Origin of the sequence: Caulobacter sp. BP25 (assembly GCF_002737755.1) — a bacterium.
GTDB lineage: Bacteria > Pseudomonadota > Alphaproteobacteria > Caulobacterales > Caulobacteraceae > Caulobacter.
Window position 1 is genome coordinate 248,258 of the sequence record NZ_PEGH01000019.1, and the last position, 23,068, is coordinate 271,325.

Annotated in this window: 17 protein-coding genes, 1 tRNA gene and 1 pseudogene; 1 reads left to right on the forward strand and 18 read right to left on the reverse strand. The window is 67.2% G+C overall.

Annotated features, from left to right (window positions below; all coding sequences use genetic code 11):
• Positions 1-75 precede the first annotated feature (75 nt).
• From CSW59_RS18840 to CSW59_RS21015, 11 genes are all read right to left on the reverse strand, one after another.
• Positions 76-249, reverse strand: coding sequence for a DNA gyrase inhibitor YacG (locus tag CSW59_RS18840; protein WP_099445501.1), 174 nt, complete (start codon positions 247-249; stop codon positions 76-78).
• Positions 246-1,292: a ribonuclease E/G gene (locus CSW59_RS18845; RefSeq protein ID WP_099445502.1), complete on the reverse strand. Its 1,047-nt coding sequence runs from the start codon at positions 1,290-1,292 to the stop codon at positions 246-248. The genes CSW59_RS18840 and CSW59_RS18845 overlap by 4 nt, the downstream gene beginning before the upstream one ends.
• On the reverse strand, positions 1,289-1,894 hold the full coding sequence (locus CSW59_RS18850) for a Maf family nucleotide pyrophosphatase (protein ID WP_099445503.1): 606 nt from the start codon (positions 1,892-1,894) through the stop codon (positions 1,289-1,291). The genes CSW59_RS18845 and CSW59_RS18850 overlap by 4 nt, the downstream gene beginning before the upstream one ends.
• A 7-nt stretch (positions 1,895-1,901) precedes the next feature.
• Entirely contained in the window at positions 1,902-2,120 is a 219-nt protein-coding gene (gene infA / locus CSW59_RS18855; protein ID WP_004617696.1) for a translation initiation factor IF-1, read from the reverse strand.
• 74 nt (positions 2,121-2,194) lie between these two features.
• Positions 2,195-2,653 carry a low molecular weight phosphatase family protein gene (locus CSW59_RS18860; RefSeq protein WP_099445504.1) on the reverse strand — a complete coding sequence of 153 codons (459 nt, stop codon included), beginning with the start codon at positions 2,651-2,653 and terminating at the stop codon, positions 2,195-2,197.
• Positions 2,654-2,658: 5 nt separating this feature from the next.
• On the reverse strand, positions 2,659-3,141 hold the full coding sequence (locus tag CSW59_RS18865) for a UPF0262 family protein (protein ID WP_099445505.1): 483 nt from the start codon (positions 3,139-3,141) through the stop codon (positions 2,659-2,661).
• A 45-nt stretch (positions 3,142-3,186) separates the two neighbouring features.
• Positions 3,187-4,461 (reverse strand): histidinol dehydrogenase, encoded by a 1,275-nt coding sequence (gene hisD / locus CSW59_RS18870; RefSeq protein ID WP_099445506.1) that lies wholly within the window; start codon positions 4,459-4,461, stop codon positions 3,187-3,189.
• Between the two features lie 78 nt (positions 4,462-4,539).
• Positions 4,540-5,979 carry an NCS1 family nucleobase:cation symporter-1 gene (locus CSW59_RS18875; RefSeq protein ID WP_099445507.1) on the reverse strand — a complete coding sequence of 480 codons (1,440 nt, stop codon included), beginning with the start codon at positions 5,977-5,979 and terminating at the stop codon, positions 4,540-4,542.
• Between the two features lie 188 nt (positions 5,980-6,167).
• Positions 6,168-6,614: a DUF2948 family protein gene (locus CSW59_RS18880; protein ID WP_099445508.1), complete on the reverse strand. Its 447-nt coding sequence runs from the start codon at positions 6,612-6,614 to the stop codon at positions 6,168-6,170.
• Positions 6,615-6,617: 3 nt separating this feature from the next.
• On the reverse strand, positions 6,618-7,907 hold the full coding sequence (gene murA, locus CSW59_RS18885) for a UDP-N-acetylglucosamine 1-carboxyvinyltransferase (RefSeq protein ID WP_099445509.1): 1,290 nt from the start codon (positions 7,905-7,907) through the stop codon (positions 6,618-6,620).
• Between the two features lie 113 nt (positions 7,908-8,020).
• Positions 8,021-8,473 (reverse strand): hypothetical protein, encoded by a 453-nt coding sequence (locus CSW59_RS21015; protein ID WP_201722853.1) that lies wholly within the window; start codon positions 8,471-8,473, stop codon positions 8,021-8,023.
• A 90-nt stretch (positions 8,474-8,563) separates the two neighbouring features.
• Between CSW59_RS21015 and CSW59_RS18895 the strand changes: the two genes are divergently transcribed.
• Positions 8,564-8,638, forward strand: a tRNA-Thr gene (locus tag CSW59_RS18895).
• Between the two features lie 174 nt (positions 8,639-8,812).
• Here CSW59_RS18895 and CSW59_RS18900 read toward each other — a convergent pair.
• From CSW59_RS18900 to ptsP, 7 genes and pseudogenes are all read right to left on the reverse strand, one after another.
• On the reverse strand, positions 8,813-11,338 hold the full coding sequence (locus CSW59_RS18900; RefSeq protein WP_099445535.1) for a glycosyl hydrolase 115 family protein: 2,526 nt from the start codon (positions 11,336-11,338) through the stop codon (positions 8,813-8,815).
• Positions 11,339-11,431: 93 nt separating this feature from the next.
• Entirely contained in the window at positions 11,432-12,697 is a 1,266-nt protein-coding gene (locus tag CSW59_RS18905) for a histidine-type phosphatase (protein WP_099445510.1), read from the reverse strand.
• An 8-nt stretch (positions 12,698-12,705) separates the two neighbouring features.
• Complete coding sequence (locus tag CSW59_RS18910) at positions 12,706-13,824, reverse strand: acyltransferase family protein (RefSeq protein WP_099445511.1); 1,119 nt, start codon at positions 13,822-13,824, stop codon at positions 12,706-12,708.
• Entirely contained in the window at positions 13,821-16,133 is a 2,313-nt protein-coding gene (locus CSW59_RS18915) for an alpha-N-acetylglucosaminidase (RefSeq protein ID WP_099445512.1), read from the reverse strand. Before CSW59_RS18915 ends, CSW59_RS18910 begins: the two co-directional genes overlap by 4 nt.
• A gap of 139 nt (positions 16,134-16,272) precedes the next feature.
• Entirely contained in the window at positions 16,273-18,951 is a 2,679-nt protein-coding gene (locus CSW59_RS18920) for a TonB-dependent receptor (RefSeq protein ID WP_099445513.1), read from the reverse strand.
• Between the two features lie 397 nt (positions 18,952-19,348).
• On the reverse strand, positions 19,349-21,106 hold the full coding sequence (gene nagE / locus CSW59_RS18925) for an N-acetylglucosamine-specific PTS transporter subunit IIBC (protein WP_099445536.1): 1,758 nt from the start codon (positions 21,104-21,106) through the stop codon (positions 19,349-19,351).
• Positions 21,107-21,121: 15 nt separating this feature from the next.
• Positions 21,122-23,068: pseudogene (ptsP, locus tag CSW59_RS18930) on the reverse strand (phosphoenolpyruvate--protein phosphotransferase); the annotation flags it as partial.

The window sequence follows — 23,068 nt, forward strand, 5'->3', positions numbered from 1 at the left end:
GCCTCGGCGAACTCGCCGCGAAGCGAGGAGCCGGGTCTATAGAGAAGGCGCGCGGCGAAGTCCAGCGCCCTTTTGTCATTCCTTGTTGATGACTTCTGACGAAGGATTCTCGTCGGAGTCCTCGCCCCCGGCGACGACGTAACGGCCGCTGAACCAGCGCTGCAGGTCCACGTCCGCGCACCGCTTGGAACAGAAGGGGCGGAAGGCCTTTTCGACAGGCTTGCCGCAAATCGGGCACCCCGTGCTCATGTGGCGAACACCTCCATGCGGTCGTCTGGCCAATTGGTTATAGATTCTATGCTGAAACGACGCCCCAAGCGCTCGGCGACCCCGGCGTCCAGCTCGACGGAAAACGCTTCGGCGACCGCGGGCGAGCAGCGGGCCGTCAGGCGAGCCCCGCCCTGCGCCCTGCCCTCGCGCTCCAGAGCGCGCGCCAGTCGACGGGCTTGGTGACGGGGATTCGGAGCACCCGTTGGCGTCAGGAGGCGATCCAGGATCGGCGGCGCGCGACGGGGGACGATCATCTCCAGCGTGCCGAACTTGCTGATCGCGCCCACGCCGACGCCCGGGTTATCCGCCGCGAAGGCGTTGCGAGCGGCCGTGGTCAGGGCCTGTCCGTCGTGACCGCGTCCGACGAGGTCGAAGACGATTATCCCCCCGAGCCCCTTCAGGCGCAGCACCCGCGCCGCGACGCTGAGCGCGGCCATGTTGGCCTGCCGGGCGGCGCGTTTCGAATCGGACGCCTCGCGGGCGCCGAGATCCACGTCGATGGCGGTCAGAGCCCGCGTCGGCTCGACGGCGATATCGCCGCCGCCTGGCAGAGCGAATACGGTCGTCAAGGCGCCGGCCTCAGCCTCCTCGACGGCCTGGAGCGCCTTGTCGCCCGTCGTGGGCGAACCGGCCTTCACAGAGTGCCGCAACCGCTCCTCGACGGACGGGGCGGCGGTCACTACGCGCGGTTCGCCCTCGCCTTCCGCCACGAAGCGGGCGACGGCCGCCTTATCTTGACGTGAAGCGGTCTTGATCTCGATCTCGACCACGCCACCTTCGACGAGCTTGGGCATGTCGGGCCGTAGCGGCAGGATCACATCCTGGCCGCCCGGCAAGGCCACGAAGGCCGAGGCGAAGGTCTTTTCGATCTTCTTGACGCGCGCGACTCCGCTCACGCCCTCGGCGTCCAGCGGGTCGTCAGTGGGCCATGAGATGAACAGGCGTTCGGGGCGGCCATCCAGGGTGATGACCCCGACGGTCTCGCCGACGCCCTTGTAGAGGTACGCGCGGCGCTCGCTCATCGCTTGTAGCCCAGGCCAGTCAAAAGATTCAGCGTCTCGTACAGCGGCAGGCCCACGACGCTGGGATAGGAGCCCTGCAGGTCGGTGATAAAGCCGCCGGCTAGTCCCTGCACGCCGTAGCCCCCCGCCTTGCCCCTCCACTGGCCGCTAGCGACGTAGCCGTCGCGCTCGACGTCGGACAGGCGCTTGAAGCCGACCTTGGTCTCGACCAGGCGCGACGCTTCTCGCCCATCAGGGGCGATCAAGGCGACGCCGGTGAAAACCTTGTGGTTCCGGCCTGACAGCAGCTTGAGACAATAGAGGACGTCGGCCTCTGTCTCGGCCTTGGGCAGGATACGGCGGCCGACGGCGACCACTGTGTCAGCGGCCAGCACGAAATCACCCGGCGCGCGGATGGCGACGGCGCGCGCCTTCTCCACCGCCAGCCGCAAGGCATGGCGGCGAGGGGTCTCGTCGCGCAGCGGGGTCTCGTCGATATCGGCGGGATCGACCCGGTCGGGCGTGACGCCGACCTGGGCCAGCAGGTCGAGGCGCCGGGGGCTCGCGCTGGCCAGCACCAGCGCCGGACCGGCGGCCACTTGGGCGGCCCTCGTCTGAGCCATCGGCGTCTTACTTGAAGCGGTAGGTGATACGGCCCTTGGTCAGGTCGTAGGGGGTCATCTCGACCAGGACCTTGTCTCCAGCCAGCACGCGGATGCGGTTCTTGCGCATCTTGCCGGCGGTGTGGGCGATGATCTCGTGATCGTTTTCCAGCTTCACGCGGAACGTGGCGTTGGGCAGCAATTCGCTGACCGTACCGGGAAACTCGAGCAGTTCTTCCTTAGCCATCAGGCCTCTCAAAGGGACGAATCGGATTGCCGCGAAGACGAGGGTCCTCGCGGCGAGGCGCCTCTATAACGCAATTACCCCCCAAACGTCGATGGCGCGCCGAAACGTTGCTTGATCGCGTCGGCGAGGGCGTCGCGCACCTCGCGATAGGCCTCCAATCGCGCCTCGCGCGGACCGTCGACCAGGGTAGGATCATGGGTCGGCCAGTACTCGATCTCGACCGCGCGATCGCGCGACAGCTCCACCGCCCGGTGCTGCGCCTCGGGTGTCAGCGAGACCACGACATCGAAGCTGCCGTCCTCCAGCTCGGCGAAGGTCTTGGGCTTGTGGTCGGAAACATCCAGGCCCAGCTCGTCCATCACCACGACGACGAACGGGTCGACCCCTTCTCCGGTCGGATCGCCCTTCAGCCCGCAGGAATCGACGAAGGCGCGTTTGCCGTAGAATCGCTTGAACAGCCCCTCGGCCATCGGCGAGCGCACGCGGTTGTAGTTGCAGGCGAACAGCACCGCGTCAGGCAACGTGTCCGGCACTGGCGCTATCCCCGCCAGTGCAGGGCGCAGATCAGCGTGAAGAGCCGCCGAGCGGTGTCCAGGTCGGTCTTGACCTTACCCTCCAGTCGCTCGCGAAGCAGGTTCGAGCCCTCGTTGTGCAGCCCCCGCCGGCCCATGTCCAAGGCCTCGATCTGCTGCGGCGTCGAGTTGCGGATCGCCGCGTAATAGCTGTCGCAGATCAGGAAGTAGTCCTTGATCACCCCTCGGAACGGCGACAGCGACAGGAGGTGGCGCCGCGCGTACCCAGGCCCAACGATGTCGAACGCCAGGCGGTTCTCGATCAGCGAAAGCTTGATGTCGTAGGGCCCGCCATGAGCCTCGGCCGGTTCGAAATAGTTGCCGTCCAGAAGATCGAAGATCGCGACCTGGCGCTCCTGCTCCTGATCGCGCGAGACGGCCGCGAGGCTCTGCTCGTCGATCTCGATCGACTGGATCCGTTGGCTGGCGCGGTCGTCTGGCGTGCTCATCTGGGGCGGGAAGTTCGCGCGTCAGCCGGCCGAAGGCAACCTCTCCTAGAGACGGATCTCCGCCGAAAGGGCGTGGGCGGGAAGCCCTTCGGCCTTGGCTAGGGCCACGGTATGCGGCCCCAGGATGCCGAACGAGGCGGCGTCGCACTTCACGATCGAGGTGCGCTTGATGAAGTCGTAGATCGACAGGCCCGACTGGAAGCGCGCCGCGCGGCTGGTCGGCAGCACATGGTTCGAGCCAGCCACATAGTCGCCGATCGCCTCGGGCGTGACCCGGCCCAGGAAAATCGCGCCGGCGTGACGAACCCGGTCGGACAGCCGCTCTGGATTGTCCATCGCGAACTCAACGTGCTCAGGGGCGATGGCGTCGACCAGGGCTGGGCTCTCGTCCAGCGGCGCGATGATCACCGCGCCGTGGTCGCGCCAGGAGGCGGCGGCGTCCTCGCCAGTGGCCAGAGTCTTGAGGCGCTCGATGACGGCTTGCTCCACCGCAGCGGCGAACGCCTCGTCATCAGTGATCAGGATCGACTGGGCGGCCGGGTCGTGCTCGGCCTGGCTGAGCAGGTCGGCGGCGATCCAGTCGGGATTGTTCTTGTTGTCAGCCACCACGACGATCTCGGACGGCCCCGCCAGGGCGTCGATGCCGACAACGCCGTACAGACGGCGCTTGGCGGCGGTGACATAGGCATTACCGGGGCCGACGATCTTGTCGACCGGCTGGATCGGGCCCGCACCGTAGGCGAGCGCCGCCACGGCCTGGGCCCCGCCCACGCGCCAGATCTCGGTGACACCCGCTTCCTTGGCTGCTGCGAGCACCGCAGGTTGAAGCTTGCCGGGCGGGGTGACCATGGCGATGCGGTCCACGCCCGCCACCTGGGCCGGCACGGCGTTCATCAACACGGTCGAGGGATAGGCCGCGCGACCGCCCGGGACGTAGACGCCGACGGCCTCCAGCGCCGTCCAGCGCCAGCCGAGCTCTACGCCCGCCTCGTCGGTCCAGGCCTGGTCGGCCGGGCGTTGGCGGCTGTGATAGACGCGGATGCGGGCGGCGGCGAAGGCGATGGCCTCGCGCACGTCGGCCGGCGTGTCGGCCCAGCCCTGCTCGATCTCTTCCGGCGTGACACGGACCGTCTCGGCTGTCAGCTCGACCTTGTCGAACTTGCGGCTGAACTCAAGGACAGCCTCGATCCCATGCGTCTTGACCGCCTCCAGCACGTCGCGCACGGCGGCGTCGACATCGGCCGGCGAGCCCCGACGTTCATCGAGAAAGGCCTTGAAGGCGGCGGCGAAGCCGGGATCGGAGGAATTGAAACGGCGCATGGGGCCTAGATGCGGTTTTTTGACGAGGTGGCAAGGGGGCAGCGCGGCCTTTTGGGCGCCGCGACTGCCAGCGCCAGCCTAGCGTCGCCGCATCAACGCGCCGTAGACGCCCCCGGACAGCATGAAACCGACGAACCAGGCATAGGCGTAAAGGCCCGTCCAGAACCCCCCGATCTGGCCGAACACGTGCGGAAAGGCCGTCGCCAGGAAGCCCGGAAGGTTAGGCAGAACGCCGGCGGCCAGACCGATCACGGCGGCCGGGTTCCAGCCCCGCCGATAGCCATAGACGCCCTCGCGCCGGTAAAGGTCGTCGGTGACCAGGGTCGCGCGGCGCACTAGCCAGTAGTCGACGATCATGATCCCGGCGATCGGTCCCAGCAGCGCGCCGTAGCCCGTCAGCCAGACGAAGATGTAGCCGTTGGTGCTCTCCATCAGCTTCCAGGGCATGATCAGCGCGCCGATCCCGGCGGTGATGTAACCGCCGATGCGATAGGTGATCTTCTGGGGCCACACGGCAGCGAAGTCGTAGGCCGGCCCCACCAAGTTCGCGGCGATGTTGCAGGAGACGGTGTCGAGGCTGATGATCAGCAGCCCGATCATCACGGCGACACCACCGATGTCGCCGGCCAGAGCCACCGGGTCCCAGATCGCCTTGCCGAAGATCACCACGGTGGCCGAGGTGACGGTCACGCTCATCAGCGCCATCAGGGTCATCGGCCCCGGCAGACCGGCGGCCTGGCCCAGGATTTGATCACGCTGGGTGCGGGCGAAGCGGGTGAAGTCCGGGATGTTCAGCGCCAGCGTGCCCCAATAGCCCGCCATGGCCGTGACGATCGGCGGGAACTCCGTCCAGAAGCGGCCCGCTTTGGGATGGCCGGCGTCATAAGCCGATGGCGCGTGCAGCATGGAGCCCAGCCCCCCGGCCTTGGACAACGCCCACCAGACCAGCAGCCCGCAGACGACCACCTTCACCGGCGCGGTCCAGGTCTCCAGCTTGCGGACGGCGTCCAGACCCTTGGTGACAAAGAGCAGCTGCAGCAGCCAGAACGCCGCGAAAGCCGCCAGCTGGCCGGCGCCGATGCCCAGCGGTGTCATGGGACCGGTCAGGTTCTTGCCGACCATAACGCCCAACAGGGTCAGAAGGGCCCCGCCGCCGATCCAGGTCTGGATACCGTACCAGCCGCAGGCGACCAAGGCTCGAGCCAGCGCCGGCAAACTGGCGCCGCGCCATCCGAACGACGAGCGCACCAGAACCGCGAACGGCACGCCATATTTCGCGCCGGCGTGACCGATCAGCAGCATCGGTCCGAGGATGATCAGGTTGCCCAGCATGATCGCGGCCACGGCTTGGGCTGCGGAGAGCCCCTGGTCGATGAGGCCGCCGGCCAGCATGTAGGCCGGCACGGCGATGACCATGCCCAGCCATAGCGCCGCGAAGTGCCACCAGCGCCAGTTCCGCTGGGCGGCGCTGGTGGGCGCCAAATCCTGATTCCAGAGATCGCCGTCGGGCGCGCTCATGCTGCTCGTCCCTGAAACCCACAAGCCAGAGGCGCGCTCCTGGGCCGGAGATCCGCGCGCTGGTCGAGCCTAGGAGGCGGCCTCGCGTCGGTGACAGCGATTTGTCATCTATTCGACAGACGGAGACGCGCCGCTCGCCCGGCGATCATACCGGCGCGAGGGCGCTGAATTTCCGTTCAGGCTGAACCTTAGTCCGCGTGCCCCGGCGTGCGGGGCGTGCTCCACGGGTCGGAGACGTCGGCTAGGGCGACGTCCAAGCAGTCGACCGCCACGCGCATGTCGCCGCCGCCGGCGAAGGTCAGGGTGACGACGCCCGCTGGCGCCTCCTCAGCGGCCTCGAACGCGATCGACAGCAGCTCGACCACGGCCCCCTTGGCGTCGCGGCGCAGGTTGCGGGCCTGTACGCCGGTGACATCGCCGAACTGCAGCGCCGAGCGCACCCTCTCGCCGGCCTTGGCGCGCTTGCCCGGAGCCTCCCAGCGAAAGCGGTTGCAGGCGATCGTCAGGGTGCGCGCTTGCGCGTCCCAGCGAATGTCGCCGATCTTGGCGATGGCGTCCTGCAGGGCGGCCGACAGCACGGCCAGGTCCTCGGCGTCCTGAGCCAGCAGACGAAGCGGCTTGGCGGTGTCGGCCATCGGCTAGAGCTCCGCCTCGCCGTCGCCCTTGATGCGACGGACCTGCGCCCCGCAGGCGCCCAGCTTCTCTTCGAGGCGTTCGAAGCCACGATCGAGGTGGTAAATGCGCGAGACGGTGGTTTCCCCGCGCGCGACCAGGCCGGCGATCACCAGGCTGACCGAGGCGCGCAGGTCGGTGGCCATGACCTCAGCGCCTTCCAGCTGTTCGACGCCGCGCACGCGCGCCTCGCCGCCCGACACCGAGATGTCCGCGCCCAGACGCATCAGCTCCGGCGCGTGCATGAAGCGGTTCTCGAAGATGGTCTCGCGGATGCGGCTCTCACCCTTGGCCGTGGTCATCAGGGCCATGAACTGGGCCTGCAGGTCGGTGGCGAAGCCTGGGAACGGCGCGGTCTCGACGTCGACCGCGTCCAGGCGGTGTCCGTTGCGACGGATGATGACGCCATCGGCGGTGGGCTCGACGCCCGCGCCGGCTTCCTTGAGCTTGTCCAGCAGGGCGTCGATCAGGCCCGGACGGGCGTTGGTCAGGCGCACTTCCCCACCGGCCATGGCGGCGGCGACGGCGTAGGTGCCCATCTCGATCCGGTCGGGGATCACCGCATGGGTCGCGCCCTTCAGGCGAGCAACGCCGGTGATGGCGATGGTGGGCGTGCCCGCGCCCTCGACCTTGGCGCCCATGGCGTTCAGGCAGTCCTGCAGATCGGCCAGTTCCGGCTCGCAGGCGGCGTTGTGGATCACCGTGACGCCGTCGGCCAGGACGGCGGCCAGCATGGCGTGTTCGGTCGCGCCGACCGAGACGATCGGGAAGATGATCTCCGCGCCCTTCAGGCCGCGCGGGGCCTGGGCGTAGACGTAACCTTCGTGCAGGTCGATCTTGGCGCCCAGGGCTTCCAGCGCCTGCAGATGCAGGTCGACGGGACGCGCGCCGATCGTGCAGCCGCCCGGCAGGCTGACCTTGGCCTGGCCCGAACGCGCGACCAGAGGGCCCAGGACGTTGAACGAGGCGCGCATCTGGCGGACCAGATCATAGGGCGCGAAGCCGCTGGTGATCTCCGGCGCATGCAGGACCGTCTGTTGACCGGCGGGACCATCGCTCTCGGTGACCTGGACGCCCAGGCGCGTCAGCAGCTTGCCCAGGAAGCGCGTATCCGCCAGACGCGGCATGTTGGTCAGGCGCAGCGGCTCGTCCGTGAGCAGGCTGGCCGCCATCAGCTTGATGGCGGAGTTCTTGGCGCCGCTGACCGGGATCGTCCCGTGCAGCTGCGCGCCGCCGGTGATGGCGATGCGATCCATTAGGTCCCTCGAACGCGTCCAAGCAGGGGTGGCTCGGCGCGGCTCACATGTGAGGGGCGGGTTCTATCCGTTGCAAGAGGGGTTGCAAGGGCTCCCCGGCTAAATTTGGCCCTCTAGATCGGCGCGGAGAGGTCATAGGGCCGCTCGTCCTCGGGCCAGCGCAGGTCGTGCGTGGTGCTGGCGAGGTCCAGCGCCACCTGCGCCAGGTCGATCGCCTTGCGGGTCGCGGCCAGCCCATCGCGTCCAAAAGCGGCCTTGCCGACTTCGGTGTCGAACTGGCCGCCGTCGCCCGTCAGCCGCACCGCGACGGCCCAGCCCTCCCCGTCCGGATTCGGGAAAGGAACGGAAAGTTCGACACGCAATTCGGTTCGCGCCCCGTCACTGTGACTTATCCCCAGCAACTTCCGAACTGCGTTATATGGCTGGGGAGCGGCGCGCGCGGCTTCGATCGCGGGGTCGAAATCGCTGGAAACCCCACGAGACGCGGCTTTTCGCTTGCGAAGGTTGGTCCGGAGCGCCTCGGCCAGCTTGGCCTCGCGGGTCGTCTTGTCGTCGCTGATCGGCATATCGTCGGGGTGCGGCGACAAAGTTGTTCGGTCAAGGCGATTTTGGGCTTGGCGTTCGCGATTCTCCTCGCTATACGCCCCCTCCTCGTCGCCGCCGTAGCTCAGTGGTAGAGCGCATCCTTGGTAAGGCTGAGGTCGGCAGTTCAATCCTGCCCGGCGGCACCATGGGGACCCAAGTGATAAACTTGGGTCCCCGCCACTTCTCCAGACAATCTAGACTTTGCAGCGCCTTAGGCGCGGGCATGCGTTTTCGCGCACGGACGTTGCCCGGCGCGTCCAGCGGCCGTGAAGGGCTTGCGGCGACCGCCAGGAGGCGGCCGCCGATGCTTTGATGAGGTCTTAGTGGTTCTCGTGCGTGGGCACGACCTCAGCTGCGGCGAGGCGCAGTTGGTCTAGCGCCACACGGCCCATCCGGGCGACCACATGGACGGTGTGTGGACCGGGCGAAAGCTCGGGGCCCACCGAGGCCCTCAGCAGGTTGTCGAGTACGCCCTGCGCCCAGGCCGGCGAGCCCACGGCGCGGGGCAAGGACACCTTCTGAACCGGACCTCCGTCGATGCTGACGTCCAAAGCGATGTCGCCGCCCTGCCCGTCCGGGAAGATCGGCAGCACGCCGAGCTGGAGGCTAAGGCCCGAAGCGGGAACATTGACCTTGAACGAGAGCGAGGCGCCAGCGGCGTCGGCGATCATGACCCCGCGCCCTCGACCGACACCCTCGACCAGGCGCCAGCCAGTGTTGGCGGCGAAGGCCTCGGCCTCGGTCGTCAAGGCGTCGGTGGGACCGACGTTGTCGACGACGCTCAGGAACTTGCCGGAATCGGCCGTCAGGCCCGCGCCGGGCAACGGAATCGAGCGAGCGCGGTAGATGCGCCACTGGCTGTCGGCAGGCTCCTCGGGCATCAGCCAGCGCCACTTACCGCCGGCGATCTGGTTGTTGAAGCGATCGGTCAGGGCGGTGATCTCGGCCTGGGCCTCGACCGCAGCGCCGCCGGCCGAACGAGCCATGGCCTGATCGTTGTCGATCACCGCGTTGTACCGCTCGGCCGCGAAGAACCGCATGTTGGCCGCGGCCGAGATGCGGATTGGGAACTCCACCAGCTCGAACCAGGCGTCGGCAAGCGACGGCGGGACCTGCTGGCCAGTCACCTTGGTCTCGTCGACCAGGAGGCGGAAAGCCTTCAGACGGGCGTTGACCTCTTCGGGCGTATAGCTCGAAAGATGACGGCTCTCGGCCTTGGGCGGCCATTCCAGATGCTCTGGGCGCCGCTCGAAGTTCAGGCGGTAGTAGCGGTCCAGCAGATCGGCGGTCTTGGCCGATAGGTCCTGGCCCAGGTTGCGCGCCGTCCAGTCCTGCAGGAACTGCTTCTGGCTCTTGTCGCGCCAGCGGTCGATGTCCCAGGCCATCTCCAGGAAGTGGCTGGTCCCAATCTCGGCGGGCTTGATGTCGCCGACATTGGCGATCCAGACGTTGCGCGCGCCCTTATCCCAGGCGTGGATCATCTCCTCCTGGACCAGGGCCGGCGGCGTCGTCGAGAGCCACAGATAGGCCAGCGGATAGCCCAGGTATGAGAGATGGTAGTAGACCCCCGCCCCGCCTTTGCGCGCGGCCTCCTCGGGGCTGGCGAACTGGCGGATGTAGCCGAAGTTATCGTCCGGCCAGACGATGGTCACATCGTCGGGAACCTTCACGCCAGCGCGATAGATCCCCAGAACCTCCTTATAGGGCACGAAGATCTGCGGAACCTTGGCGACGTCGGCATTCACGTTCTTGGCCAGGATCTCGCGCTGATCGGCGATGATCTTGTCCAGCAAGGCGACCTTTTCCTCGGTGGTCTTGGGACCGACCATGCCGGTGTCGTGGATGCCGCGCATGCCGACGGTCCACAAGCTTTCATAGCCCGCATTGGTCTTGGCCCGCTCTTCCCAATAGGCCTTCACGCCTTCCGGATTAGTCGCGTAGTTGAACTTGACCGGGTCGTCCTTCCACTCGCCGACATTGTTGCGCAGCATGGCCTCGGCATGGGACGAGCCCATGACGATACCGTACTCCTCGGCCAGCTTGGCGTTGGCGGGGTCGGCGTTGAACGGCGCGGTGGTGTGGTGCATGGCCGGCCACAGGGTGTTGGCCTTCAGGCGCAGCAGCAGGGTGAAAATCTTGCGGTAGGTCTTGGGACCAATGTCGCCGCGCTCGGGATCAAAGGTCTTCACGGCCCAGGGATAAAGGCCCCAGTCCTCGTCATTGACGAAGATCCCGCGATAGCGCACCGACGGCGGTCCAAAGCGATAGACGCCGGCTCGAACGTACAAGGCCTCGCGACGCTTTGGCGTGACGTCCGCCCACCAGGCCCAGGGTGAGACCCCCATGGCCTGGGCGACCTCATAGACGCCAAAGGCGGTCCCGCGCCTGTCGCTGCCGATCACCACCAGGGCCTTTTCGACGCCGGGCGCCGGACGATCAACGGAGGCGATGACGAAGCTTTCCCAAGCGCCCTTGAGGCGCGAGGTGTCGATGCGCTTGGCCGCGACCAGCTGGTCGATCAGCTTGCTCTGGCCCAGCGTGCCGACGAGAATCGCGGTCTTGCCGGCGGGCGCGGCGGCGACCGCTACGCTCTGGCCCGTGACGGTCTGGATGTCCTCGGAGAGGTCACTGGCCGCATGGCGTACGACGGCGGCGTCGGTCGGGTCGACCACGATGGTCGGGACCACGCCCGCGCCCACCAGCTGGAAGCTCCCGCGCGCGGGTGCATCCGCGAAGATTGGGGCGGACTCGGCGGCGGCGCGGCTTGAGGCGCCGGCGGCCCGCGCGCCGCTTGTCGGAAGGGCCGAAGAGGCCAGGGCCAGCGCGCAGACCGCCGCGACGTGCATCCACTTCATCACCAAACTCCCTACTTGCGGCGTGTTAAACGCCGCCTTCGCGCCCATTCCCTGGGCGACGTTCCTATGCCGCCGAAGCGGCTTCTAGCTGTCCGCGCGCGTCACGTGGCGTACGACCGCTTCGAAATCTTCCAGCCGGCAGTCAAAGGCCGGGGTCGCCGTGCCGCAGCCTTGGATGAACACCGGGGCCAACAGCGGCGGGGTCTTGGCGTCCAGCGGGGTCATGTCTCGCAGCTGAGACAGGCTCTGGCCCGTGAAGCGCACGCGAATCACGCGCACGCCGTCATCGCGCTTCCAGCGCTCGAACACCAGGGCGCCGCCCGGCTGAATCTGGTTAGGCTGGTAGCCCGGCAGAGTCCATTCCATCCGCAGCAGGCCGCCCAGCGAGGCCAGGGTGCCGTCGTGACCGGAGATGACCACCAGCTTGGCCTCGGCGGGACCGATCGGGGCCGCGTTCGGCTTGGCGCCGCTCTGGACGGTAGCCAGGATCCGATCGGCCAGGTGACCGGCCAATGTCCGCGCCACGTAGGGCGTACGCAGACGCAGATCAAACTCGGCCTGATGCAGGAAGAACGAGCGAGTCAGCGTCTCCTCGTCCAGACCCTTCCAACCCAGGCCAGCGAAGTCGCGGCCGTCGGCCCAGGCCATCAGCAGGCTCTCGGTGACGCCGGAGGCGAAGGCTTCTGGCCCTGAGACGCCGGCCAGCTCCTCGCCATCGACAAAGCCGGGCTTAGCGTCGAATACGCGGCGCTTGCCGGGCGACGGCGGGCATGGGCCTCTATCGCATTGCATCAAGAGAGCGTCGAGCTGTTCGGCCTCCTGACGGTGGCTGGCGCTCCAGGCGGTCAGATCGTCGCCGACGCGGCCAGCCACGGCCGCGCGGGCCAGGGCGTGATCGGCCTTGACGATCCCAGCCTTCACCGGCTCGAACATCGGGTCGTGATTGCCCTCGCCCACCGTGTTCACGGCGACGGGGCAGCCGGGCGCCAGCGCGGCGGCATAGGCCTTGCCGGTCGCGATGGTGCGCTGGGTGACGTTGGCCCAGGCATAGACGGCCGAGCACTCGCCCGGCTTCAGCAGGCCCTGCGCGACATAGTATTGTCGGTAGTAGTCGCCCATGCGCGCGACCAGGGTCTCGCCCCGCGCAGTCAGATGGCCTGCGGGGACCTCAAAACGCGGCCAGGGCCTGGCCGAAGCTTCCTCAAGACGTTCCGGCGAGGACATGGCCGAGCGGACGCCATGGCGGCTGAGGATCACCACCTTCTCGAGCGTGTCGGCCCAAGCGGCGGTCGTCGAGGTCGCCGACGCGAGGGCGATGGCGGCGACGACGATGCGGAGGGACAAGCGCATGACGGCTCCTAGAGCTTCACGACAACGCCACGGCGGGCCATGACATGGCCCAGCAGCCAGCAGACCAGCATGTAAGCCACGGCGCATAGCAGAGAACCGAACGCGCCCGGCGCTAAGACCTGGAAGATGTTGACGCCGACCCATTTGTAGAGCCCGACCCCGGGCGCGACCTCGATCATGCCCAGCACGACGACGAAGAGCTCGGAGAATAGGTAGAGCACCAGCGGATTGAGACCAAAGACCTGGAAGAAATAGGTGGCCGGGTTTGAGTCCCTGCCTTCCAGCAGCTTGGTTAGACCGGCCAACAGAACGAGGTCGATGCCGACAGTCAGCAGGACAAAGCTGCTGGTCCAAAGCTTCTTGGCGATCGGGAACAGGGGGTTCCAGGCGAGACCGGCGAGGATCAGGACCACACCCGCAACCGCCATTCGCGTCAGGGCCGGCGTCGAGCCTGGATTCTCCTTCAGGAACCGCGCGGCGAGATAACCGGCCAGCACGTTGACCGTCGACGGCAGCGTGCCCAGCAGACCCTCGGGATCAAAGCCCCCGTCCTTGCGATAGAGATGGTTCTGGCCGATCAGGAAGAGATCGAGGTGGGTGCCTGCGTTGCCCAGCTTGGTGAGCGGCGCGGCGGGATCGCCGAATGTCATCAGGATCGCCCAGTAGCCCAGCAGCAGCACCGCCGACAACGCCACGATCAGGCGCGGCGACAGCCAACGCACGGCGAAGGCGGCCAGCAGGTAGCACAGGGCGATCCGCTGCAGCACGCCCATGACCCGGGTGTCGGCGAACGGGATCAGCGCCCAATGCCCGTCGACCTTCTTCACGAACGGGAACCAGTACATCAGGAAGCCGAGCAGGAAGATCAAAGCGGCGCGGCGCAGAACCTTCACTGTGAAGTCGTTGACTGGGATCGGCTTCGAGAAGGCGAAGGCCATGGAGCAGCCGACCGCGAACAGGAATGACGGGAACACCGCGTCCGCCGCCGTGAACCCGAACCACGGCGCGTGGACCATCTGGGTGTAGGCCTTGGCGCCTGGACCCGCCGTATTGACGACGATCATCAGGCAGACCGTCAGCCCTCGGAACACGTCCAGGGACAGGAAACGGGCGGCGGGCTTGCTCATGCGGCCTTCTCCCCGCCCTGACCGATCCGTGCGATCAGGGTCTTTATCTCGCCGATCGGATCGGCGGGCTTGTCGCGGCGATAGGCGACTTCAGCGTCCACCCAGGCGCGCTCCCAGGCGATGCTGGCGCGTACGGCCGAGGCTTCATCGAAAGTCCCCGTCCCCGCCGCCTTCAGCGCGTCGAGGAACATCGACCAGCGCGGCAGGTAGAAACCGCGGTACAGCCCCTGCCAGGCCTTGGACGCGTAGTCATTGAGGTTGCCCTCTCCGCCCCAGACGGTGACCTGGGCTTTGGCGTTGGCGACGTAAGCCGCCGCGTCGGCGGGCGTGTCGCCATACGCGCGAGCCTCGTCGATCCAGGTGGCCAGGGTCTCGGGCTGGACGCCCAGCAGCTTGTCGATCGACAACGCCAGCGCCTCGATCTCGGCTCGCGCCTGATCGCCAGCGGCGACATCGCCTCGGCGATAGGCCGCGACGGCGGCCTGCAGCAGGTCGTCGATCTTCATCGTCGCTAGGTGACGCGCGGCGTCCACCAGATCCAGAGTGAACAGCGGCTCGTTCGCGTAGTCCGGAGCCAGCGCCGTCAGCGCCTTGACGGCCGCCTCCAGCTTGGCGCGGTCGCCCGGATGTTGCGGGAAATCGCCGACCGTCGCGGTAGGACGCTTGAAGAAGAGATAGGCGCCGGCCTTGCTTTTCCACCAGCGCGGCGACCAGTAGCGGGTCGAGAAGGCCGCCTCGACCAGTTGGCCCAAAGTCGCGTCCAGCTGCGGCGAGGTCTTGCCGTAGCGCGCGCGGGCGTAGGTCGACAGCCACGCCGGCAGCGACGGTTGCCCCGCGTTCCAGGCCAGGTCGTAGGTCGCCGCGTAGACGATCGAATTGTTGTGCAGGCCTTCGGGGAACATGCCGAACCCGGCCAGCTTGCCAGCCTCGGGATTGGCCGCGATGGCCGGGATGTCCTGTCGGTAGTAGTCGAGATCGCCGTAGACTGGGTTGCTGCCCCCATAGTTGTGGACATAGCCATATATCCACGGCTTGCCCCCGAACGCCTTGGCGTTCTTCCACACGGCGGGATAGCGGTCGTTGCCGATGTCCAGGATCATCAGCTTGTCGTCGGGGACCAGGCTCAGATAGGCCGAGATCGCCGCCGGGTCCCAAAAGTGGCTATCGGCGCCGAACAGCCAGCCCTGCATCACCCAGACGGCGTCAGGCCGCGCTTGGCGGATCGAGTCGTAGATCGCCTTACCGTAGGCGGCCAGACGCTGGGCCTTCAACGCCGGATCAACCTCGACCTTGGTCTTGGTCGCGGCGGTGTTGGCCGTGCCGTCGCCATAGGCGGCGTCGCGGGCGTCAGCCCCGTCGGCGTTAATCGGCGGCAGCATCTCGTTGAACGAGTCCGCCAGATAATAGGTCCCCGTCCCATAGGTCTGCGTGTAGAGCGCCAGGAACCGACCGGCGATCTTGGCGAACAGCGGGTCGGCCGGATCCAGCCAGTAGGTCTCGTGGAAGCCTTCCCAAGGCCGCATGCGATAGATGCGGGCCTTGGGGTTCTTCTGAGCGAAGGCCTTGGGCACATAGCCCCCGAACGCCGGCAGGATCGGGGTCATCCCAAGCGACCGCATACGGCCCAGGATCTGAACCTGAAGGTCTTTCTTCTTGTCGATCCAGGCCGTCGGCATGGGGGCGCGGTAGCCCTCGATGTTGCCCATGCGCTGCCAGGGCGTGAAGGCGGGACCCGAGAAGTAGTCGGCCAGCTCGGCCTCGGTAAGGCCGAACTCGCGCCACAGGGCGCGCCAGACATACTCCTGACCTTCCATGGCCAGCGGCATGTCAATGCCATGGGCCGCCATCCAGTCGATTTCGCGGGTCCAGCGGTCCCAGCCCCACCAGGGCGTGGTGTAGCCGTAGGTGCAGGTGTTCAGATAGGCGCGATGGCGGAACGGCGTCTCGACGCGCGCGCCGGAGGCGGCCGGCAAGGCGCCGCCTTGGGCGATCCGATCGCCCTCCCAGCTGACGTGGGCGAGGCCCGCCTGGTTCAGATAGGCGTAGGCGCCGCGCACAAGCGCGACGGGCGTATCGCCAGAAATGGTGAGTTGGCCAGGCTTGCCGGCGACCGAGTACCAGGAGCGCCCGGCGCCCGGCGACAGGGTCAGGTTCACGCCGGTCAGGCGCGGGCCAAACAGGCGGCGCAGGCTCTCACGGGCGGCGGCGGCCCCCTTGGGGGGTGGGGCGGCGAAGGCGGGACCCGCGATGGCGGCGGCGGCCGCAGAGATCAACGCCTGACGTCGGTTCAGAGAGGCTTTCATCGGCATCAGGATCTACAAAAAGGGACGCCCGCCGCCTAGGAGAAGGAAAACGGCGGGCGCCAGGGGGGCGGCCTCGTCCGTTCGACGGACAAGGCCAGGAAGGACACGGCGCTCAGGGGAGGAAGAGAGCACCGCGCCGAACGGGTTACATCTTGTACTGGAACGACAGGTAGTAGCTGGGCCCAGTCACCGAGGTTTCCTGCCAACGGCTGGAGTTGCCGAGGTAGGCCTCCTCCTGCGCGTTGTTGATGTTCATCGCCGCGAAGGCGAAGCTCAGGCGCTCGTTGAAATTGTAGCCCAGGTTCAGGTCGAGCTGGGTCCGCGACTTGATTGTGTGGCCCAGCGGGCCGGCGAAGAAGCTCTCCACCGAGGTCTGGTCATAGGCGCTGCGGTAGTTGGCCGACAGACGGGCGCTGAACGTCTGGTTTTCCCAGTAGAGCGTGCCGTTGGCGGTGTGCTCCGACAGGTTGGCCAGGCGGAAGCCCGTCGTCGACGTGGCCGGGCTGACGTGCGTGTAGTTGGCGATCAGGCCGAAACCGTCGATCGGCAGCCAGGCGTCGAGCGACTGTTGCCAGTTCACTTCGTAGCCGTGGATGTCGACGACCTTCGAGTCATTGAGGCTCTCGGTGATCATGTAGTTGTCGCCATTGCTGGCCACGCAGACGCCGCTGGTGTTCCGCGACAGCGAGACGCCCTCGTAGGCGCTCGGGCAGCTCAGCTGGGTGAACACGCCGTTCTTGACCTTCTTGGAGAAGTAGCCGGCGCTCAGACCGTTACCCTGGCCGTAGTACCATTCCAGCGTCAGGTCGAACTGGTTGGCGGTCATCGGGTCGAGATCGCCCTGACCGGTCGAGATCGTGAACACCCTCACGCCGCTGGTGTCCGTGGCGCTGGTCATCGTGCGGGCCAGCTGGTTGCTGGAGTCGATGATCGGGCGCACCAGAACCTTGGCGGCGGCGAAGCGCAGCAGCAGGTTGTCGGTCAGGTCGACGCTGAGGTTAGCCGACGGCAGGATGTTGTCGTACGACTTCTTGGCCGTGTAGGTCCCGGCGACCAGACGAACCTCGGTGTTCAGCGGATTGGACGCGCCGCCGATATAGCCCTTGATCGTCTGGTCGGTGCTTTCGCTGCGGACGCCCACGTTACCGCGGAAGGTCTTGGACAGCACTTCGCCCTTCAGATTGGCCATCGCGTACAGCGAGGTTAGGTCCCGCTCGACGCGGTAGCTGCCTTGCGGATCGAAGGCCTCGTAGACGGTCACGCCCTGAGCCTTGAGCGCGGCGCGATAGGCGTCGAGGTTGGGCGACACCCAGGAGGCCGGCAAGGTCGCTTCGCCGTCCAGGAAGTTGGTGACCGCGATGCCAGTGGCGGCCATGGTCGGCGAATAGGAGGCCGGGATGGTGTTCTGGCCGTCCTTCCGGATCACATAGCGCTTGAGCACTTCGTGGCGGATCTTGGCGCCGGCCTGGATCGACTCCAGCACGCCCCAGTCGAGGTAGCGCTTGGCGTCGAATTGGGCGGCGTCCTCATACGAGTCGATCGTGCGGTAGGCGCCGTTCGGATAGGTGTTCCGGATCAGGGTCGACGGGTTGTATTGCGCCGTGTCGGTCAGCGCCGTCGCCGTCGTGAACACGACGTTCTTCGGATTGCTGATGTCGACCGTGGCGCTGGAGATGTTGATGCCCAGGATCGCGGCTTCTTCGTTGTGCTTGGCGCTGCCGCGCGAGTAGTGGCCAGTCGCCTTGAAGTCCCAGTTCTCGAGACCGGTGTAGTGGACCTTGGCCGTCAGGGCGCCAGTCGACTGCGGACGGTTCTCATACTGGTGGTTGTTCTCAAGACGGAAGTTGTTGACCTGCACCTTGGTCGCGGTGCCGTTCGTGACGGTCAGCGGCACGACGTTCGAGGCCGACGGCGTCGTGAACAGGAAGACCTGCTGGTGGATTTCCTGAGTGGTCTTGTCCTGGGCGTAGGTGCCGATCAGGTCGATCTGCAGGTCGCTGGTCGGCTTGAACTGCAAGGCGCCGTTCAGCATCGAGCGCTTGGTTTCCCGGTCAATGCGGCGATAGCGCAGACGGGCCGGGGTGTAGACGTTGTTGCTGACGGTCCAGCGGTCCATCCACAGATAGTCGCCGCGGTCCTTCAGCTCTTGGTAGCCGCCGCCGAGGAAGACGCCCAGCTTGCCGTCCAGGAAGTGGTCGACATAGGTCAGGCCGTACTTGCCGGTCGGGTCGCCGCCGATCAGCTCCTGCTGCTGCAGCTTGCCGGCCACGATGATCTGGCGGCCCTTCACGTCGAACGGATGAACGGTGTCGATATTGACGGTGCCGGCCAGACCGCCAGCGTCCATGTCCGCCATCGGCGACTTGTAGACCTGAATGCCCGAAGCCAGTTCCGTCTGGATGACGTCGTAGCGGAAGCCGTCGGTGAAGTTCGAGCTCTTGAAGGCCTGACCATTGACGGTGGTCAGGGCGTACTGCGGGCCAAGGCCCCGGATGCTGATCGTCGAACCACGACCGTTGATGTTCGAGATCTGGACGCCCGGGATGCGCTGGATGGCTTCGGCGATGTTTTCAGACGGGAACTTGCCGATGTCTTCCGACGAGATACCGTCCGAGACGCGGACGTCCTTGCGCTTCACCTCCAGAGCGGTGGCCAGGCTCTTGCGGAAGGCGGTGACGATGACTTCGTCGACTGCTTCCGACTCAGCCGCCGGCGCGGGCGCCGTCTGGGCCAGGGCCATGTCGGCGAAGCAGGCGCCGCCCAGCAGGGCGAGCATGAATGCCTTGCGGCTGGCGGCCGCGCTCTTCGATTTCGGATCGTTCATATTCTTGTATCCCCCGTGACTGCTGACGCTGATACGGCTGCAAGACCGCGCGCCTTGATGGTTAAGCAGACCATTGAAGTACCTTTTTTGGCCCGCATGGATAGACTCTAAAGCTGCCGGCCAAGATGCCGCAAAGCCTAAGATGTTTATTTTACTCGCTTTTGCATGACGACCGTTCGTTGGGCGCCACAAAGCCTGGGCTAAAAGTCACTCATCTAAGCATTTCCTCCATTTTTCTTTTTTATTCAGTTATTTATCAAGCTCTACCACCAGGAGCGAACCGATATCGACAATACCATTATAATGCCTCTTAAAAGGCCACCTGGCCGTCGCGTTCAATCCTTGGCAGCCGCAGGTCGAGAGGGATTCAAGCCACTCCCGCCCTGCGTGCGGCCGACTAGGGCCTTGCCCGCATAGCCCTCCCGATAGCCTCAGCCTGAGGTCCGAGGATGATGTGGATGACGTTGTGGCCGAGGGTGACGCTGCCGCGAGCGCCGGCTTTGGCGAGGGCGGTTTTGTCGAGCTTTTCGGGGTTATCGAGGACCAGGCGCAGGCGGCTGGCGCAGGCGGTGACCTCGCGCAGATTGGCCGGGCCGCCGAGGGCGGCGAGGATGGCCTGAGCCTTGGCCTCGTCTAGGGCCTCGTCCAGCGCGGTCGGGGCGGCGACGGCCTGGGCCGGCTGGGCCTGGGTCTGAGCTTGGACCTGGGGCGCCGGCGCGCCCAGAGCCGCGCGGATCTCGCCGGCGACGGCGTCGGCGATCGGACCCAGCACCACCTGCAGGGCCTTGTCGGAGGGCTTGACGATCCCGCGTGACCCCAGGGCCTTGAGGGCCGGCTCGCTGACGACGGCCTGGTCGACGACGATCAGGCGCAGGCGCGTGGTGCAGGCGTCGACACTGGTGAGATTGGCCGCCCCGCCCAGAGCCTGAACAAAGTCAGCCCCGCGCCCGCCGCCGGTCGTGACCGTGGCCGCCGCCGGAAGCTCCTCGTCCTCACGGCCGGGGGTCTTCAGGTCGAACCGCGCGATGGCCCAGCGGAAGAGACCGTAATAGACGCCAGCGTAAACGAGGCCGATCGGGATCAGCCACAGCGGCCGGCTAGCCTTGCCGAAGTTCAGCACATAGTCGAACAGGCCCGCCGAGAACGTGAACCCCAGCTTCACATGCAGCATGTCCAGGAGCGCCATGGAGACGCCCGTCAGGATGGCGTGGATCGCATAGAGCGCCGGGGCCAGGAACATGAACGAGAACTCGATCGGCTCGGTCACCCCGGTCAGGAACGAGGTCAGGGCCAGCGAGGCCAGCATGCCGCCCACGGCCTTTTTCTTCTCGGGCTTGGCGGCGTGGTACATGGCCAGGCACGCGGCCGGCAGACCAAACATCATCACCGGGAAGAACCCGCTCATGAACGCCCCGGCGGCCGGGTCGCCGGCGAAGAAGCGGCGCAGGTCTCCCGTGGCGCCGTGATAGTCGCCGACCACGAACCAGGCGATGTTGTTGAGGATGTGGTGCAGGCCGGTGACGATCAGGACCCGGTTCAGGAACCCGTAGACCACAAGGCCAAGCTCGCCTGAGCCGACCACGGCCCGGCTGGCCGCGTCGACCCCGCCGTTGAGGACGTCATAGCCCAGGCCCAAGAGGACGGCGATCAGCAGGCCCGCCAGCCCTGAGACGATCGGCACGAACCGCCGGCCGCTGAAGAAGGCCAGATACTCGGGCAGCTTGAAGCCCGAGAAGCGGTTGTAGAAGAGGCCGCCGATGATCCCCGAGACGATGCCGATCGGCACGCTGAGCTTTCCCAGCGCCTTGGCCTTATAGGCGGCCGAGGCCAGGTCCGCGTGGGCCTGGACAAGGCCCGCCATCACCTCGGCCGGGACATGCAGCAGGGCTTTGGCGCCCTCGGTGGCGATCAGGAAGCAGACCACGCCCGCCAGGCCCGCCGCGCCGTTGTTCTCGCGGGCCAGGCCCACGGCCACGCCGATGGCGAACAGCAAACCGAGGTTGGAGAAGATCGCATCCCCGGCCGCGGCCACGAAGCCGATGTTGAGGAGGTCTGGCTGGCCCAGGCGCAAGAGCAGGCCCGCCACCGGCAGCACCGCGATCGGCAGCATCAGGGCCCGGCCCAGCGGCTGGAGGATCTCGAGCGGAGACTTCATCGGAGACTTCATGCTTTAGGCTCCGAAGGCTTGGACAAGGCCGCGCACGGCCTGCGGCGAGGTCTGGGCCAGGGCCTGGGCGGCGAGCTTTTGGCAAGCGGCCAGATCAAGATCGCGGACGCGGGCCTTGACCTCCGGGGCGATGGCGGCCGTGGTCGACAGCTCCGTGACCCCAAGGCCCAAGAGGATCGGCGTGGCGGCGACGTCAGAGGCCAGGCCTCCGCAGACCCCGACCCAGCGGCCGTGGACCTTCGCGCCCTGGCAGGTCTGGCTTATCATCCGCAGCACCGCCGGGTGCAGGGCGTCGATCCGGGCGGCCAGCTCGGGATTGCCCCGGTCCATGGCCAGCACGTACTGGGTCAGGTCATTGGTGCCGATCGACAGGAAGTCGGCCTCGGCGGCGATCAGGTCGGCAGTCACGGCCGCAGCCGGCGTCTCGATCATCACGCCCAGCTCGACGTGGTCGGTGATCCCAAGCTCGCGCTTGGCTTCTTCCAGCACAGCCCGCACGGCCCGCAGCTCGTCGAGGCTGCCGATCATCGGGACCATGATCTTGCACTGACCCCCTTTTGCGCCTTTGGGCGGAACCACCCGCAGGATGGCGCGCAGCTGGGTCTTCAGGAGATGCGGTCGCCACAGGCTGACGCGCACGCCGCGCAGGCCCAGCGCCGGGTTCTCCTCGGCCGGGATCGGCAGATAGGGCGCGGCCTTGTCGCCGCCGACGTCCAGCGTGCGCACGATCAGCGGCCGCCCCTGCAGGGCGTCGGCGATGGCCTGGTACTGGCGGGCCTGCTCGTCCTCATCGGGCGGGGTCTGGCGGTCCAGGAACAGGAACTCGGTGCGAAGAAGTCCGCTGCCCTCCGCGCCGTTCTCGATCGCCGCCAAGGCGTCCTTGACCGAGCCGGTGTTGGCGAAGACCTCGATGCGGGTTCCGTCCTTCGTCACGGCTGGCGCGTGGGCGGCGGCGTGGGCGGCGGCCTTGCGGGCCTGGCGCTGAGCCAGCTGCGTCTGGGCCGCCTCCAGAGCCGGGGCGTCGGGGCCACGCGAAGGCTTCCCCCATCAGCGTCGAGGATCAGGGCGGTTCCGTCCGCGATCGACAGCGCCGCGCCGCCCAGCGCCACCAGGGCCGGGATGCCCATGGCCGCAGCCAGGATCGCCACGTGCGAGGTCGGACCGCCGCGCGCGGTGGCGAAGCCGGCGATGACGCCAGGGTCAGCCCCCATCAGCTGCGAGGGCAAAAGCTCGTCGGCCAACAGGATCGAGCCGGGCGGCAGCACCGCGGCGTCATCGTCTTCGCCATTGAGAGCGCGCAGCACCTGGCGCTCCAGGTCGATCAGGTCATCGACCCGCTCGGCCATCCGGCGATCGCCCAGCGCGCGCAGCGCCTCGACATAACCGCCCACCGCCGCGCGCCAGCCAAAGCCGGCGCTCTTGCCCGCCGCGATCAGGCTCTTGGCCTGGGCGAGAAGCTCGGGGTCGTCCAGGAAGGCCAGGTGGGCGGACAGGATAGCCTTGCGGGCCTTGTCGCCCCCAGGGGCGTTTTCTTTGGACGCATTGGCCTCGATCTTGGCGCGGACCTTGTCCAGGGCGGCCACCAGCGCGGCCTCTTCAAAGGCCTGCCCCTCGCCCTGCTCGCGCACGGCGATGTCGGACGAGGCCAGGCGAACGGCCTTGCCGATCGAAAGCCCCGGCGCGGCCAGCACGCCCTTCAGCACCCCGTCGGCCGGCAGCGCCGCCGGCGCCAGCGGCTGCGACGCGATCGGGGCCGGGGGGCGGCGCTGGCGCAGCCTTCGCCAAGACCCGAGCCCCCTCGCCCATGCCGCTCTCGATCAGCGCGACGATGGCCGCCACGGCGTTCGCGGCGTCCGCGCCCGAGGCCGTGACCACGATCTCGTCGCCGTGGCGCACAGCCAGGGCCATCAGCCCCACCGGGGCTCCTGGCGCTGGCGCGGCGCGCGCGCA